General features: G+C 63.7%; 13 protein-coding genes and 2 pseudogenes. 8 read left to right on the forward strand and 7 right to left on the reverse strand.

Features of this window, described 5'->3' with window-relative positions:
* Positions 1 to 14: 14 nt before the first annotated feature.
* Entirely contained in the window at positions 15 to 1,109 is a 1,095-nt protein-coding gene (locus AC1RWI_RS22050; RefSeq protein ID WP_492868758.1) for an alkene reductase, read from the reverse strand.
* Between the two features lie 148 nt (positions 1,110 to 1,257).
* Positions 1,258 to 2,097, reverse strand: a complete 840-nt coding sequence (locus AC1RWI_RS22055) for an alpha/beta fold hydrolase (protein ID WP_043354114.1) — start codon at positions 2,095 to 2,097, stop codon at positions 1,258 to 1,260.
* A 133-nt stretch (positions 2,098 to 2,230) separates the two neighbouring features.
* On the opposite strand from AC1RWI_RS22055, the gene AC1RWI_RS22060 reads away from it, so the two are divergent.
* Complete coding sequence (locus tag AC1RWI_RS22060; protein ID WP_043357917.1) at positions 2,231 to 2,812, forward strand: TetR/AcrR family transcriptional regulator; 582 nt, start codon at positions 2,231 to 2,233, stop codon at positions 2,810 to 2,812.
* A gap of 6 nt (positions 2,813 to 2,818) precedes the next feature.
* Positions 2,819 to 3,355, forward strand: coding sequence for a TetR family transcriptional regulator C-terminal domain-containing protein (locus AC1RWI_RS22065; RefSeq protein WP_492868761.1), 537 nt, complete (start codon positions 2,819 to 2,821; stop codon positions 3,353 to 3,355).
* A 78-nt stretch (positions 3,356 to 3,433) separates the two neighbouring features.
* Here AC1RWI_RS22065 and AC1RWI_RS22070 read toward each other — a convergent pair whose 3' ends face one another.
* Positions 3,434 to 4,390 (reverse strand): LysR family transcriptional regulator, encoded by a 957-nt coding sequence (locus tag AC1RWI_RS22070; RefSeq protein ID WP_492868763.1) that lies wholly within the window; start codon positions 4,388 to 4,390, stop codon positions 3,434 to 3,436.
* Positions 4,391 to 4,551: 161 nt separating this feature from the next.
* Here AC1RWI_RS22070 and AC1RWI_RS22075 point away from each other — a divergent pair, with 161 nt between their 5' ends.
* From AC1RWI_RS22075 to mmsB, 3 genes are all read left to right on the forward strand, one after another.
* Entirely contained in the window at positions 4,552 to 5,865 is a 1,314-nt protein-coding gene (locus AC1RWI_RS22075) for an MFS transporter (RefSeq protein WP_492868765.1), read from the forward strand.
* Positions 5,866 to 5,976: 111 nt separating this feature from the next.
* Positions 5,977 to 7,500 carry a CoA-acylating methylmalonate-semialdehyde dehydrogenase gene (locus tag AC1RWI_RS22080; protein WP_492868767.1) on the forward strand — a complete coding sequence of 508 codons (1,524 nt, stop codon included), beginning with the start codon at positions 5,977 to 5,979 and terminating at the stop codon, positions 7,498 to 7,500.
* 17 nt (positions 7,501 to 7,517) lie between these two features.
* Positions 7,518 to 8,414: a 3-hydroxyisobutyrate dehydrogenase gene (gene mmsB, locus AC1RWI_RS22085; RefSeq protein ID WP_043354119.1), complete on the forward strand. Its 897-nt coding sequence runs from the start codon at positions 7,518 to 7,520 to the stop codon at positions 8,412 to 8,414.
* Positions 8,415 to 8,538: 124 nt separating this feature from the next.
* Here mmsB and AC1RWI_RS22090 read toward each other — a convergent pair.
* A pseudogene (locus AC1RWI_RS22090) lies at positions 8,539 to 8,810 on the reverse strand (transposase); the annotation flags it as partial.
* Positions 8,811 to 9,040: 230 nt separating this feature from the next.
* Here AC1RWI_RS22090 and AC1RWI_RS22095 point away from each other — a divergent pair.
* The 3 genes and pseudogenes from AC1RWI_RS22095 to AC1RWI_RS22105 form a co-directional block, all read left to right on the forward strand.
* Positions 9,041 to 9,241, forward strand: a complete 201-nt coding sequence (locus AC1RWI_RS22095) for a hypothetical protein (RefSeq protein WP_043354123.1) — start codon at positions 9,041 to 9,043, stop codon at positions 9,239 to 9,241.
* 95 nt (positions 9,242 to 9,336) lie between these two features.
* The gene (locus AC1RWI_RS22100) at positions 9,337 to 12,846 is read left to right on the forward strand and encodes a pyruvate carboxylase (RefSeq protein ID WP_492868770.1); all 3,510 of its coding nucleotides are present in this window, start codon (positions 9,337 to 9,339) and stop codon (positions 12,844 to 12,846) included.
* A gap of 5 nt (positions 12,847 to 12,851) precedes the next feature.
* Positions 12,852 to 13,330, forward strand: a pseudogene (locus AC1RWI_RS22105) (cytochrome c biogenesis protein DipZ); the annotation flags it as partial.
* An 823-nt stretch (positions 13,331 to 14,153) separates the two neighbouring features.
* Here AC1RWI_RS22105 and AC1RWI_RS22110 read toward each other — a convergent pair.
* The 3 genes from AC1RWI_RS22110 to AC1RWI_RS22120 all read right to left on the reverse strand — a co-directional run bounded on the left by AC1RWI_RS22110 (position 14,154) and on the right by AC1RWI_RS22120 (position 16,356).
* Positions 14,154 to 15,410, reverse strand: a complete 1,257-nt coding sequence (locus tag AC1RWI_RS22110) for an MFS transporter (RefSeq protein WP_492868772.1) — start codon at positions 15,408 to 15,410, stop codon at positions 14,154 to 14,156.
* A gap of 141 nt (positions 15,411 to 15,551) precedes the next feature.
* On the reverse strand, positions 15,552 to 15,872 hold the full coding sequence (locus tag AC1RWI_RS22115; protein ID WP_492868774.1) for a hypothetical protein: 321 nt from the start codon (positions 15,870 to 15,872) through the stop codon (positions 15,552 to 15,554).
* Between the two features lie 16 nt (positions 15,873 to 15,888).
* A complete protein-coding gene (locus AC1RWI_RS22120; RefSeq protein WP_492868776.1) occupies positions 15,889 to 16,356 on the reverse strand; it encodes a hypothetical protein in 468 nt (155 codons plus the stop codon).
* Positions 16,357 to 16,369: the final 13 nt, after the last annotated feature.

Raw genomic sequence — 16,369 nt, forward strand, 5'->3', positions numbered from 1 at the left:
CGGCCCCGGAGAACTTACTGGGCGCTGGCCTCGGCCAGCGTCGGGTGGTCGGTATAGCCCTCCGCCCCGCCGCCGTAGAGCGTGGCCGGATTGAAGTCCGCCAGCGGTGCGCCGGTCTTCAGCCGTTCCACCAGGTCGGGGTTGGCGATGAACGGGCGGCCGAAGGCGAACAGGTCCGCTTTGCCCTCGTTGAGGCGGGCGGCGGCCAGGGCCAGGTCGTAGCCGTTGTTGGCGATGTAGGTGTTCTTGAAACGCTTGCGCAGCGCGTCATAGTCGAACGGGGCCACGTCGCGCGGGCCGCCAGTGGCGCCTTCGACGACGTGCAGGTAGACCAGGCCCAGGGCGTCGAGCTGCTCGACCAGGTAGTCGAACTGCGCCTGTGGATCGCTGCTGGAAACGCCATTGGCCGGCGACACCGGCGAGATGCGGATGCCGGTGCGCTCGGCGCCGATCTCGTTGACCACGGCACGGGCCACCTCCAGCACGAGCCGTGCACGATTCTCGACCGAGCCGCCATAGGTGTCGGTGCGGACATTGGCGGCATCCCTGAGGAACTGGTCCAGCAGATAGCCGTTGGCGCCATGGATCTCGACGCCGTCGAAGCCGGCGGCGACGGCGTTGGCCGCGGCCTGGCGGAAGTCGTTCACAATTCCCGGCAGTTCGTCCAGTTCGAGCGCGCGCGGCGCGGAGACGTCGGTGAAGCCGTTGTTGACGAAGGTCTTGGTCCCGGCCTGGATGGCCGAGGGCGCCACCGGAGCGGCACCGTTCTCCTGCAGGTCGACGTGCGAGACGCGCCCGACGTGCCACAACTGCAGGAAGATCCGCCCGCCCTTCGCATGAACAGCGTCGGTGACCTGACGCCAACCGTCGATCTGCGCCTGCGTGTAGATGCCGGGCGTGTCTTGGTAGCCCTGTCCCTGCTGCGAGATCTGCGTGGCCTCGGAGATCAGCAGGCCGGCCGACGTGCGCTGGCTGTAGTAAGTGGCGGCGAGTTCGCCGGGAACGAAGCCGGCGCCGGCGCGGTTGCGCGTCAGCGGCGCTAGCACGACCCGGTTGGATAGGGTCAGGGAGCCAAGCGTGTAGGGCTTGAACAAAGTCTTGTCGGTCATGTCTTTTTCCTTTTCAGTTGATTGATGGTCGTTGTTGCGAGTGCGCGTCGTCGCACGGTCGATCATCCGAATGGGGCTTGTGTCGAGCCCTGCGGGACCGCTCAATTCAGACCAACGCCTCGCAGTGACGGCGACTGCGCGCCAAGTACTACTCCTCCAGGAACTGGATCGCGTGCTTCAGGAAGCGCTCGGGATACTGGTACTGCGCGCCATGCCCGGCATCGGGGTAGATCAGCAACTGGGCGTTGGGGATGTTCTGGGCCAGGTACCAGGAATTGATCGAGGCGATCATGATGTCGTTGACGCCGTTGAGCACTAGAGTCGACTGCTGGATCGCGTTCAGGTAGGCATAGGGGTTCTCACCCGGCAGCGGCGCGAAGTACGCCACGTGCGCCTCGGCCTGGGCCTTGGCCACCTCGGCCGAGCTGGGCGGGTCCTGGTCGACGCGCTGGTGGCGCCGCTCCCAGAACGCCAAGCCCGCTTGCTTGGCGGCCTCCGAGCGGCCGAAGAACAGGTAGAGGAAGTCTTCCGCGGTCGGCACTGGATTCGGCGCGACCTGCAGCACCTTCGGTTCCATCGTCGGATCACCACCTCGCAGGCCGGTGCCGAGCAGTAGCAGCTTGCGCACCAGCCCGGGGTGGCGCAGCGCGACCTCCTGCACCTGCATTCCGCCTATCGAGAAGCCGAGCAGATCGACCTGCGACAGGCCCAGCGCCCGGATCACCATGGCGATGTCGTCGGCCATGTCCTCGATCCGGTTGCGAGGCGTACCGGTGGACGAGGCAACGCCACGACCATTGAACAGGATGACCTCGCGGCCCTCGGCCAAGCCATCGGTCAGCAGAGGATCCCAGTGGTCCAGGCCGCCTCGGAAATGCTGCACGAAGAACAGTGGGACGCCGGAGGGCTTGCCCCAGCGGCGGTAGGCGAAGCGGTCGCCGTGCACTTCGATGAAGCGGGTGGGTGCAGTCAGGTGAGTGTCGCTCATTGTCTAAGTCCTTGGAAAAAGACGAGCTACTATGATGATGACCGTAATCTAAAATGTCAATAGCTTTGATGATGGTCAACATCAATGTATATTGAAGCTTTATTTCTTGGCTTACAGAAAGAGGCTCACGGGCATGAAAGTCACCAAAGCACAGGCACAGGAGAACCGGGCGCGCATTGTTGAGACAGCGTCCACGTTATTCCGTGAGCGCGGCTATGACGGCGTGGGTGTGGCAGAGCTCATGGCGGCCGCCGGCTTCACCCATGGCGGGTTCTACAAGCACTTCCGCTCCAAAGCCGACCTGATGGCCGAGGCGGCCGCCTGCGGGATCTCACAAACCGAGGCGCGGACCGGGGGAGTGGACATCCCGGAGTTCATCCATCGCTACGTTTCCCGGGAGCACCGCGACGCCCGTGGCAGCGGCTGCACGATAGCGGCCCTTTGCGGCGATGCGGCGCGTCAACCAGAAGCCATCAAGGCCACGTTTGCGGCTGGAATCGAAAGCCTGCTGACTACCCTTGAACGCGATGGCGTGACGTTGGGTACGCTGGATCAGCGCGAGGCGCGCGCAAAGATGATCGACATGCTTGCCCATTCGGTCGGCGCAATCGTGCTGTCGCGAGCCTGTCCGGATGACTCCCCGCTGGCCGACGAGATTCTGGAAGTTTGCCGCTCGGAAATTCTCGCGCCATTGTCGACGTCGGTGGGCAACTAGCAAGTCGTGTCGAAGAGCCGCATCTACCAGCACTTCGAATCCCGCAGCGCGCTACCCGCAGAGACCGTCCTTGCTTTTGCTGAGGCCCTCTCGGCCGACGCGATAAAGGCTGCCGCGCAAGCGCCAAAAGGCTTACGCTGGCTAGTACGCATGCTGGACGTCTGGCTCGGCGACTATGTATTGCGCGGTGGTTGCCTCATCCTGCGCGCCGGCAGCGAATTGGCTGGGCGAGCAGAGAGCGCTGTCAGTCTTAGCGTGGCACAGGCGGTAACCACCTGGCGTGGCCTGTTGGCTTCGCAGCTAAAGGACGCCGCGCATATAGGGGAAATCACCCCGAGTGTTGATGTTCGACACCTCGTGTTCGAGGTTTTCCGCTTTGCTCTGGGTGTTCAGCATGACCACCTGTTCCTGGGTTATTCGGTGGAATTCCGGCATTCGGTTCTGAAGGGAATCTTCGGCCGTCATGGCATTGAGGTACCGGTAGCGGCGAGCCGCCGCGTCTTACCATCCGGCGCGCTCAGGCACGCTTGGACGACCTACTGAGGCATCCTGACGAAGCCGGCTTGCCTCAGCAATTCTCTTGGAAACAGCGGAAGTGGATCGGGGGGGCGTGCAAGGGAATCAGGTGTCTGCCACAAGCCGGAGCTCTCCCGATTCCCCCGCCAGAAGAGCGCGGTTTTCCTCGGCGGCCGCGCGTAGGTACTCCCACAATACCGTGATGCGGCGCAGCTTGCGCAAGTCCTCGCGGCAATACAGCCAAAAGCAGCGGGTTACCACTACCTCATCGGGCAGCACCGGTACCAGCGCCGGCTGCTGCGCGGCGATGAAGCAGGGCAGGATGGCCAGCCCGCCGCCCTGTAGCGCGGCGAAATACTGCGCGATCACACTGGTGGTACGAAGCCCGGCCGTGGCGCCTGGCACGGTGCGCTCCAGGTAGAGCAGTTCGCTGCTGAACGCCAGGTCGTCCACGTAGCTGATGAAGGCGTGATCGGGCAGGTCGGCCTTGCTGGCAATGGGCGAGTGGCTTGCCAAGTATTCGCGGGAGGCATAGAGCCCGAGTCGGTAGTCGCACAGCTTGGTGCAGACATAGGGGCCGCGCTCGGGCCGCTCGAGGGCAATGGCCAGGTCGGCCTCGCGTTTGGTCAGGCTGACGAAATGCGGCACCGGCAGCAGGTCCACCGTGACATGTGGATGCGCGGCGCGGAAGCGGGTCAGCTGTGGCGCCAGGAAAAAGCAGCCGAAGCCTTCCGTCGAGGCGATCCGGACATGACCCGAAAGAGCCTGCCCGGTGTTGGCCACCTGGTCGCAGGCGGATTGCACGGTGCTCTCCATGGCGTCGGCATAGGCCACCAGCTGCTGCCCTTCCGCGGTAAGCGTGAAACCGCCGGAACGGGACTTGTCGAACAGCAGCGTGCCCATCGCGTCTTCCAGCACGCGGATGCGGCGCGCCACGGTAGTGTAGTCAACGCCTAGCCGCTTGGCGGCGCCGCTGGCGCGCTGGGTGCGCGCTACCTCCAGGAAAAAACGCAGGTCGTCCCAGTTGAGCTTGCCCGGGACCAGGTCAGGATGAATTGGCATGGGAAGGATTGTGGTATTGCAGCACCAGCATCGACAACTGGTTCGGATGTGCATTTTTACATATCGAACCAGTTTATTTGTGACTACATCATGATTGTTTGCATAACTATACTCGCCGAGACTTGCACGCCGACAGGCTGCAGGAGAACAACGGAGACACGATGCAAACACCATCCACCCTCGACGACGGCGCAGCTGTCACCACCCCGACACGCACCACCAGGCACTATCTGCTTGCCGGCTGGGCCAGCATGGCGGGTACCACCATCGAGTGGTATGACTTCTTCCTCTACGGCACGGCTGCTGCGCTGGTCTTTAACCGCATTTTTTTTCCTTCGCTGGACCCCACCGTCGGCACGCTGGCCGCCTTCGGCACCTTTGCGGTAGGTTTCATTGGACGGCCATTGGGCGGTATCGTGTTCGGTCACTTCGGCGATCGAATCGGCCGCAAGTCCATGCTGATGGCTACCCTGTTGCTGATGGGCGTCCCCAGCATGATCATCGGGATGATCCCTTCGTATGACAGCATCGGCTACTGGTCCACTGCGCTGCTGGTGGCCATGCGGTTCCTGCAAGGCATGGCGGTGGGCGGTGAATGGGGCGGCGCGGTGCTAATGGCGGTGGAGCATGCGCCCAAGGGACGTAAAGGTCTTTTTGGCAGCCTGCCGCAGACTGGCGTGGGGCTTGGCCTGATCCTGTCCTCGCTGGCGATGACTTCCGTGGCGGCCATGGCCGAGGCCGACATGCTCTCCTGGGGCTGGCGCATTCCCTTCCTGGCCAGCATCGCACTTGTCGGGCTGGGCGGGTTCATCCGCCTGAAGGTGCCGGAGTCGCCAGACTTCCAGAAGATGAAGACCCAGGGCAAGGCGGTGAAGGCCCCCGTGCTGGCAGCTATCCGCAATCATCCGCGCGCGGTGCTAACCATCATCGGTGCCCGCGCTGCTGAGAATACCTGGTTCTACATGGTAGTGACCTTCTCGCTGGCCTATGCGGCGAACCATCTGCATCTCCCCAAAGCCGACGTGCTGCATGCCATCACGGCAGGCGCGGTTCTGTCTCTGGTGACGATGCCGCTGTGTGGACACCTGAGCGACCGGATTGGCCAGCGGCGCATGTTCGCCATCGGCCTGGTGCTGATGTGCTTGTTCGCCTCCCCTTTCTTCGCCATGCTCGGCACGCGCGAGCCGACAGCGGTGTGGTGGGCTATGGTGCTGGGCCTGGGCGTGGTGTTCCCGATCCTATATGCCCCGCAATCGCTGTTGTTCGCGACACAGTTCCCGGCGGAGATCCGCTACAGCGGTATCTCGCTGTCGGTGCAGCTGGCCGGCATTCTCGGCGGCGGCTTCGCGCCGATGATCGCGACCTCCCTGCTGGCGGCCGGCGGCGGCGATCCACACTATGTGATCTATTACCTGGTCGGACTCGGCACCTTTGCCATCCTCTGCACGCTCCTGATGCGCAGCCCTCGCGCCTGACATTCCGCCTTTTCAATCCCGTTGTCCGATTGCCTGATGTCGGCGCAGTGATGCGCCGGCTGGCAATCCCTTATTCCCAAATTCCCAAATTCCCAGTCACGGAGACTACTCATGAATTCCGCTGTACCTCACGCCACCCTCCAACTGCCCACCGCAAAACTCCTGATCGACGGCAAGTTCGTCGAATCCGATAGCAATCAGTGGGGCAACGTCGTCAACCCGGCCACGCAACAAGTCATCGGCCGCGTGCCCTTTGCCACGGTGGAAGAAGTCGATGCCGCCATTGCCTCGGCCCAGCGCGCCTTCCTGGCCTGGCGCAACACCCCGCTTGGCGCGCGCCTGCGCGTCATGCTGAAGTTCCAGGACCTGGTGCGCCGCAATATGGAGAGCATTGCCCGCACGCTCACAGCCGAGCAGGGCAAGACCTTGCCCGATGCGCAGGGCGACATATTTCGTGGCCTGGAGGTCGTGGAGCATGCCTGCTCTGTCGGCACACTGCAAATGGGCGAGTTCGCCGAGAACGTGGCAGGCGGCGTCGATACCTACACGCTGCGCCAGCCGATCGGGGTGTGCGCTGGCATCACGCCGTTCAACTTTCCCGGAATGATCCCGTTGTGGATGTTCCCGATGGCGATCGTGTGCGGCAACACCTTCGTGCTCAAGCCGTCGGAACAGGATCCGCTCTCGACAATGGAACTGGTGGAGCTGGCCATGGAAGCCGGCGTGCCGCCCGGAGTGCTGAATGTGGTGCACGGTGGCAAGACCGTCGTGGACATGCTGTGCACCCATCCCGACGTGAAGGCGATCTCTTTTGTCGGGTCGACCCATGTTGGCACGCATGTCTACAACCTGGGCAGCAAGCACGGCAAGCGCGTGCAGTCGATGATGGGCGCCAAGAACCACGCCGTTGTGCTGCCCGACGCGAATCGTCAGCAGACCCTGAACGCACTGGTGGGTGCAGGCTTCGGCGCCGCGGGCCAGCGCTGCATGGCCACATCCGTGGTGGTGCTGGTGGGCCAGTCGCGCGATTGGCTCCCCGAACTGGTCGCAAAGGCGAAGCTGCTCAAGGTCAACGCCGGGCATGAACCAGGCACTGATGTTGGCCCGGTAATGTCGAAGGCAGCCCATGCGCGCATCACCGGGCTGATCGAGGAGGGCGTACAGGCCGGCGCCGCGCTGTTGCTCGATGGCCGCGATGTGAAGGTGCCCGGCTACGAGAACGGCAATTTCGTTGGCCCCACCATCTTCTCGGGTGTGAGCCCCGACATGTCGATCTACACGCAGGAGATATTCGGGCCGGTGGTGGTAGTGCTGGAGGTCGACACGCTGGACGACGCCATTGCCCTGGTCAACCGCAACCCGATGGGCAATGGCGTGGGCCTGTTTACGCAGAGCGGGGCCGCGGCGCGAAAGTTCCAGAGCGAGATCGACGTCGGCCAGGTCGGCATCAACATTCCCATTCCGGTGCCCGTGCCCTACTTCAGCTTCACTGGCTCTCGCGGCTCCAAGCTTGGCGACCTGGGCCCGTACGGCAAGCAGGTTGTTCAGTTCTACACGCAGACCAAGACCGTCACTGCACGCTGGTTCGATGACACGCCGGCCGAAGGCGTGAACACCACCATCGCGCTGCGCTGATAGGAGAGCACCTCATCATGGAAATTGCATTCATCGGTCTCGGCAACATGGGCGCCCCCATGGCTGCCAACCTGCTCAAGGCAGGACATGCGCTGACGGTGTTCGACCTCGACGCCAACGCCGTGGCCGCTGCGTTGCTGGCGGGGGCGACCTCGGCTGGGTCGCCGCGTGAGGCGGCAGCCCGGGCAGACCTCGTCATTACGATGCTACCGGCCGCGGCGCATGTCAGGCAGGTCTACCTTGGCGAGGACGGTGTGCTGGCCGGCGCCCGACCCGGCGTGCCGATGGTCGACTGCAGCACAATCGACCCGGCGACCGTGCGCACAGTTGCCGAAGCCGCCGCAAGCCAGGACAGCCCGTTTGCCGACGCGCCGGTATCCGGCGGCACTGGCGGCGCCCAGGCCGGCACGCTCACCTTCATGGTGGGCGCGGACCAGCCGCTGTTCGAGCGCATCCGCCCTGTGTTGCTCGCCATGGGCAGGAACGTCGTGCCTTGCGGCGCGCCCGGTACCGGGCAGGTCGCCAAGATTTGCAACAACCTCCTGCTAGGCATCTCCATGATGGGCGTCTCCGAGGCCATGGCGCTTGGGGCGGCGCTGGGTATCGATCCCGCCGTGCTAGCCGGCATCATCAACACCTCGACTGGCCGCTGCTGGAGCTCCGATAGCTACAACCCGTATCCGGGCGTGCAGCCCGCGGCCCCGGCCGCGCGGGGCTATGTGGGCGGTTTTGCCGCTGACCTGATGCTGAAGGACCTGGGCCTGGCCACCGATGCGGCGCGTCAGGCCCACCAGCCGCTGTGGATGGGTGCCCTGGCTCAACAGCTCTACCAGTCCATGAGCCAGCAGGGCATGGGTCGGCTCGACTTCTCGGCCTGCCTCAAGCTGTACGAGAAACAGGATCCTTCTGCCTGAACGACGAGCAAAGGCCGATCGTCGTCCCCGATGACCAGCCGCGGTCCGCTGCACAACACGCGGGCCGCCTCCGAAGACCCATGCTGTCACTGCACCGACCCGAAAACCATAACTCCTAGACGTTCAGCGTGCCGTCCACGCTGAAGTGCTCGCTCGACAGCCAGTCCTTGTTCTGCGCAATGGCCAGCACTTCGTTGAAGAACTCGATCACCGCGTCGTGCCGGATCAGCCGTTCGCGGTTCTTGCTGAACACGGTGGGCACCCAGACCGTATCGTCCATCGACAGACCGATGAACCGGCGGAACAGCAAGTTGTACTGCCCCTGTTCCCCATCCGTTGGCGTTCGGAACGAAGACTGTAGAGCACCTGCTGCAGCATTACCCGCAGCAGCTTCTCGGTTTCACAGATGAAATATTGAATTTCAATTATGAAATTCATTGAGCCGAGGCACGTGACAATCTCTCGCTAAATCAATCGGATACACGATTTGGCTGCCACTGGTCCATTTCTTGCGCAAGAAGATCGGGCGGGCACGCGTCTGGTTGTGTCCGCAAATTTGCCGTCGCCTGGCTATCGCGTTGCGTGGAAGGGCAGGCGCCCTTGATCTTGACGAGGAAAGCACCGCGATGTACTACGGAAGAAATGGAGCCGGCGCGGACAGCCGCGAGCTTGTCGACGATGACGGCAAGCCACGCGCTGGCCAGAAGCGAGGCGAGCGTTGCGATAGCAATGAGCAGTCGCCATGGCGAGCAAACTGGGCCTGGGAAGCGACGACCGGGCACTACGACTGGATGGACTCGCACACCCCGTTTGCTCACTACGACTAGCGGCCAGGCGAAGCCTCAAGCCATATCCTGCCCTCCGATCACTTGACCACGCCGTACCGTTGTGCCCGGCTGGTTCATTTCCTTGCGCGCCCCCTATGGACTACACCCCAATCAAATCCCTGCTGGTTGCCAACCGTTCCGAGATCTCGATCCGCGTGATGCGCGCGGCCGCCGAGATGAATATCCGCACGGTAGCGATCTATTCGAAGGAAGACCGCCTCGCGCTCCATCGCTTCAAGGCTGACGAGAGCTACCTGGTTGGCGAGGGCAAGAAGCCGCTGGCCGCTTACCTTGATATCGACGACATCCTGCGCATTGCCAGGCAGGCGAAGGTCGACGCTATCCATCCGGGCTACGGTTTTCTTTCTGAGAATCCCGAGTTCGCACAGGCTGTCATCGACGCCGGGATACGATGGGTCGGTCCTTCGCCGCAGGTCATGCGCATGCTTGGCAACAAGGTGGCTGCGCGCAATGCGGCAATCGCAGCCGGTGTGCCCGTCATGCCGGCAACGGATCCGCTGCCCCATGATCTGGACACGTGCAAGCGTCTTGCAGCCGGAGTCGGCTACCCGCTGATGCTCAAGGCGAGCTGGGGCGGAGGTGGACGGGGCATGCGCGTTCTGGAAGGCGAGCAGGATCTCGACACCGCGCTTGCCGCGGCCCGGCGCGAGGCGCTTGCCGCGTTTGGCAACGACGAGGTGTATCTCGAAAAGCTGGTGCGCAACGCGCGCCATGTCGAGGTGCAGGTGCTCGGCGACACGCATGGCAACCTCGTGCATCTCTACGAGCGGGACTGTACCGTGCAGCGGCGCAACCAGAAGGTCGTCGAGCGGGCTCCCGCCCCGTACCTCGACGATGCCGGCCGGGCAGCGCTGTGCGAGTCGGCACTGCGGCTCATGCGCGCGGTCGGGTACACGCACGCCGGCACGGTCGAATTCCTGATGGATGCGGACTCCGGGCAGTTCTACTTCATCGAGGTCAATCCCCGCATCCAGGTCGAGCATACGGTCACGGAGATGGTCACCGGGATCGATATCGTCAAGGCGCAGATCCGCGTCACCGAGGGCGGCCATATCGGTATGACCGAAAACACGCGCAACGAGAACGGCGACATCATCGTGCGCGCCGCGGGCGTGCCTGCCCAAGCGGAGATTTCGTTGAACGGGCACGCGCTGCAATGCCGGATCACGACCGAGGACCCGGAAAACGGCTTCCTGCCCGACTATGGGCGGCTCACTGCCTACCGCAGTGCGGCAGGCTTCGGTGTGCGCCTCGACGCTGGTACCGCATACGGCGGCGCGGTGATCACCCCATACTACGATTCGCTGCTGGTCAAGGTCACGACCTGGGCGCCTACGGCTGCCGAGTCGATCCGTCGCATGGACCGAGCGCTGCGCGAGTTCCGTATTCGCGGCGTCGCGTCAAACCTGCAGTTCCTTGAAAACGTCATCAAGCATCCCGCCTTCGGGCGCGGCGATGTCACCACGCGCTTCATCGACCTGACCCCGGAACTGCTGGCCTTCACCAAGCGGCTGGATCGGGCCACCAAGCTGCTGCGCTATCTGGGTGAGGTGAGCGTCAACGGCCACCCGGAAATGAGCGGCCGCTCGCTGCCGTCGTTGCCACTGCCCAGGCCGGTGCTGCCCTCTTTCGATACCAGCAAGCCGCTGCCTTACGGCACGCGCGACCGGCTGCGCGAGCTCGGCGCGGAAAAGTTCTCGCGCTGGATGCTGGAGCAGAAGCAGGTGCTGCTGACCGACACGACCATGCGCGACGCGCACCAGTCACTGTTCGCCACACGCATGCGCACCGCGGATATGCTGCCAATCGCGCCGTTCTACGCGCGCGAGCTGTCGCAGTTGTTCTCGCTGGAATGCTGGGGCGGCGCCACCTTCGACGTGGCGCTGCGCTTCCTCAAGGAAGACCCGTGGCAACGTCTTGAGCAGCTGCGCGAGCGGGTGCCCAACGTGCTGTTCCAGATGCTGCTGCGCGGCTCGAACGCGGTCGGCTACACCAACTACGCAGACAACGTGGTGCGCTTCTTCGTGCGCCAGGCCGCCAGCGCGGGCGTTGACGTGTTCCGCGTGTTCGATTCGCTGAACTGGGTGCGCAACATGCGTGTAGCGATCGACGCCGTATGCGATAGCGGTGCGCTGTGCGAGGGCGCGATCTGCTATACAGGCGATCTCTTCGACCCCTCCCGTGCCAAATACGATCTGAAGTACTACGTCGGTATCGCGCGCGAACTGCAGCGCGCCGGCGTGCACGTGCTGGGCATCAAGGACATGGCCGGCATCTGCCGACCGCAGGCGGCGGCTGCGCTGGTCAAGGCACTCAAAGAGGAAACCGGACTGCCTGTGCATTTCCATACGCACGACACCAGCGGCATCTCGGCCGCTTCCGCACTGGCTGCCATCGGGGCCGGCTGCGATGCGGTGGACGGCGCGCTCGATGCCATGAGCGGGCTCACCTCGCAGCCTAACCTGTCAAGCATCGCCGCAGCCTTGGCGGGCAGCGAACGCGATCCCGGCCTCAGCCCGGAGCGCCTGCATGAAGCATCGATGTACTGGGAAGGGGTACGTCGCTACTACGCCCCGTTCGAATCCGAGATCCGCGCCGGCACCGCCGACGTGTACCGCCACGAGATGCCCGGCGGGCAGTACACCAACCTGCGCGAGCAGGCCCGCTCGCTGGGCATCGAGCATCGCTGGACCGAGGTGTCGCGCGCCTATGCCGAGGTCAACCAGATGTTCGGCGACATCGTCAAGGTGACGCCGACTTCCAAGGTCGTGGGGGACATGGCCCTGATGATGGTGGCCAACGACATGACCGCCGCCGATGTCTGCGACACCGCCAAGGAGATAGCCTTCCCCGAGTCGGTGGTGTCCCTGTTCAAGGGCGAACTGGGCTTCCCGCCCGACGGCTTCCCGGAAGCACTGTCGCGCAAGGTGCTGCGCGGCGAGCCGCCCGCGCCGTACCGGCCCGGCGACCAGATCCCGGCAGTGGACCTCGACGCGGCGCGCGCCGCGGGCGAAGCGGCGTGCGAGCAGCCGCTCGATGACCGCCAGCTGGCTTCGTACCTGATGTACCCGAAGCAGGCCAGCGATTACCACGCGCATGTGCGCACCTATAGCGATACCTCAGTGGTGCCCACGCCGGCCTTCCTGTACGGCCTGCAGCCGCAGGAAGAAGCGGCAATCGACATCGCGGCGGGCAAGACCCTGCTGGTTTCGCTTCAAGGCACGCACCCTGATGCCGAAGAGGGCGTCATCAAGGTCCAGTTCGAACTGAACGGACAATCGCGCACAACGTTGGTCGAGCAGCGCAGCGTCACGCATGCGAGTGTGGTGCGCAGCAGCCGTCCGGTTGCCGATCCCGACAATCCACAGCATATCGCCGCACCCATGCCGGGCTCGATCGTGACGGTGGCGGTCCAGCCGGGACAGCGCGTTGCAGCGGGCACGACGTTGATGGCGCTGGAGGCGATGAAGATGGAAACCCACATCGCGGCTGACCGCGACTGCGAAATCGCCGCCGTTCATGTTAAGCAAGGAGACCGTGTGGCTGCGAAGGATTTGCTGATCGAATTGAAGGGCACGGAGTGACATCGGCTATGTGGCGAGCGTTCAGTTGCGCGTTCAACAACAACTACTGGCCCGCCGCCTATTTCGTGGATGCGCGTGGCAACATCCGCCATCATCAGTTCGGCGAGGGCGACTACGCCAACTCGGAGCGCGTGATGCAGACGCTGCTGGCCGAAGCGGGGCGTCCGTCCACGTCGCGCGATGTGGTGGTGCCGGACGGGCAGGGCGCGCAAGCCGCCCCCGACCTGCGTAATACGCGCTCCGGCGAGACCTACGTTGGCTACACCCAGCCGCCGATGGCCGCGCCGTGCGCTTCCTGGTGACGGTCGACGGCAAGCCCCCCGGCGACAGCCACGGCGCGGACACCGATGCAGCCGGCAACGGCGCCGTTACCCAGACGCGCCTCTACCAGTTGGTGCGTCAGGCCGGCAAGGTCGGCGAACACACGTTCGAGATCCGCTTTCTGGACCCCGGTGCCCACGCTTACGCCTTCACCTTCGGTTGATGCGGGCTGGGTGCGGGCTGTGCGGCGGTCGCACGGCAACTTCACGGGAGATAGCAGGAAACGCCATCCCACAACAGTTTCAGTGCGGTCACGACCAGTAACCCGTAGCAGGTTCGATAAACCTGGCGCTGGTCCAGTGCGCCGCGAAGCCGCCAACCGAGCTAAACGCCGGTGGGAATGGCGAACAGGCAAATCGCCATCCATGCCCGGACATCCGCGGTTGGTCTCACCAGCAGCAGCCAGGGCACCGCCTTGGTCGCGTGCCCACGGTGAAGAACATGCTTGTCGTGCCCGCATACACTTCCTTGCCGAGGCCAAGCGGCAGGAGATACATCGCAAGCGGCGGTCCGCCCGAGTGCGCCACCATGTTAGTGACCCCCGAGGCGAACCGGCCGTGACCGCCTTCGGCGTCGAACGCGGACGCGTCTTCAGCTGCGCGCCCCCGGCAAGCCACAGGCCAACAAAGAACAGGGTGATCGCCGCCATCAGGATCGCGATGGCGCGGTGGTCAAGGAAGTTGAACAAGGGCGCAAGCAGGCCGCCGGCGGTGACGGGATCCATCATGAGTATCGGTGATGCGTCGGGAAGAGCCGATGACGACCTAGCTCACGAAGGGCGCCTGCCGGCAGTTCCGACCATTCGACGCCGCCCCAGTGACGATTCGCTGAGATGGGCGCTATCCACGTCCGAAGTGCGATAGGCGGCCGGGTGCTGCAACGGCAGAAGAACCACCCACAAACAGCTGTCTGGTCAAAGATACTTCTTAAAGAACTTCCACTGTATCCGCGCCAGGTGCCATGTACGGATCAAAGTCGACTTACGGTCAATCGACCGGTCTGATACGTCGAAAGGTGCCCAGGAGCGCCAGATCATAGGCAATTTTGAGCAGGCCGCAGGCGACCAGCGGTGCGCCGACCCAGCCCATGGCAAACAGCGCGCCCGCTAGGGTCGGGCCGAGTGCGGACGCCAGGCTCCTGGGCACGGCGGTCAGGCTAGCGGCCGCCGGTCGCTCCGGCGGCGTGACCACGGCCATCACATAGGCAGTCCGGGTCGGTACGTCCATCTGGGACAGCGCGCTGCGCACGAGCAACAAGGCCAGGGCCGCCACCAGGGAGGGGGAGAAGGCGGCGGCGATCAGGCAGAGGCTGGATGGAATATGCGTAAACACCATCGTGTTCAACAAGCCAAACTTGCGGGACAGCGGCACGGCAACGAGTTGGGAGCCGGCCGCGAGCATCCCCGCCCAGAAAAAGAACTGGCCAGCGGCGCCAAGGGAAAGACCGAAGCGCTGCATCAACCACAGTGCCAGCAGCGAGTTCACCACCAGTCCGCCGGCAAAGGCGTCGACGCTAAAGAGCAGTGCAAGGCGGGTAACGATCCGGCGAGACGGACCAAGCGGCACTCGCACCGATGTCGCGTGCGGGTGTGGCTCGGGGATGCGCGCATAGAGGAACCAGAGTGCGACACCCGTCAATGCATAGATCATGAACATCACGCGCATGGCGCTGAGGAACGATATCCCCAACTGCGGGGCAAGCCAGCCCGGCAGCGCTGCCGCCAGTGCGCCGACGGCGGCGGAGAAGGCGCCAGTCAGGCTATAGCGGGCGAATAGCGCAGTGCGAGCATCAGAGGAGGACGAGTCGGCGAGACGAGCCTGCTCCAGCGGCAGGAAGACACTGACGTCTCCGGAACTCGGGTTGAGCGTGCCGACGAATGCGACGAGCAACAGTGGCCATAGGGAGGACAGTCCGGCGAAGCCGATGCCGGTTGCGACCATCAATGCAGCCGCCAACACCAGCAGGCGGCGCTGCGGGTAGCGATGGCCGAGGATGCCTACCAGTATCGTCGCCAGTGCGGAGCCGATCAGGGTTGCACTGCTGATCAACCCCACTGCCAGTTGCGCGAAGCCGAGCGCTAGCAGGTACGCTGGCAGCAGGACGGCGATGAACCCGTCACAGAAGCCGCGTAGCGCGCGGCCGACGAGAAGCGGTAAGGCGCCGGCGTGGACGCCTGTCGGCAACACCTGGCGCGCAAGCCAGCCTCGGCTGTTGGGTGCAACGGGGTCTTTAAGGGTATGCATCGCGAAGGTCCCGTCTACGTGATATGGCATCGCCGGCCGTGCCGAAGTGGATCAGGCCAATCCAGGTGGGTTCTTGAGCAATAAGATCCATGAGGGTCTCCCGATCGGCCGCTTGAACCGTTCTCCTGTGGCCAACTTGCGTCAATCATCTTCGTCATCATCATCGTCGGCACGGGCGGCGAGCTGTTTGCCGTCTTCGCCAATGAGAACGGTTTGTTTCTCGCTGCCGGTGCCGAGCGTAACCTCATAGCGGATCTTGCCGTTTGCTGTCTGCTTCTTGATCTCGCCGACCGTACGGCCCTGCGCTTGCTTCTCGATTGCCGCTTTGACCGGAGCAGGTACTTGCGCAATATCAATGGCCTGGTGACTGCGCTCACCGAATGGATTTTTCCCGCAACCAGCCACGATGAGTCCTAAGGAAACTAGAACGGGTGCAGCGAGCTTAAGGATGGGATTTGACATGACACACTCCGCCACTTCAATTGGCCGCCAGCTCGCCCTCGGCGATGGTGACGTCATCCCGTCGATATTCGATCCGTTGTTGATGCCGCCAGACCTGATAGCACTCCTCGGCGTTCGCATTGCTTGTCGAAAAGGTCATACACAGGTCGTTGTTCCTCAGCCTCCAGTGCCCCTTCTGGATTTGGCCGTGCATGATGGATTCAAGGGTGCCGTCGGCCTTGAACTTATCTGACCAATGGGCACCGTCAGTGACAACTTTGCCAACGATCCCCTTCTTGATTTCAACGGCAGATAGGCGCTTGAATGCGCCCTCGGCCTGGGTCGCGGTAGCAGAGCAGAGAATTGCGACGCCGATCCATAGGCTGGCGCGCGACATCGGCGTCCGAGCGGGGCCGGTTTCGGCCGCTGCCAGCCGTGGCACGACCGCCAACGTCTGCCATTCCGGGTTGGCAGCGCTGTCCCGCACTTGTTCTGATGTGAGCATTGTTTTACGCTGC

It is taken from the genome of Cupriavidus sp. MPR-AND1C, from assembly GCF_058809705.1.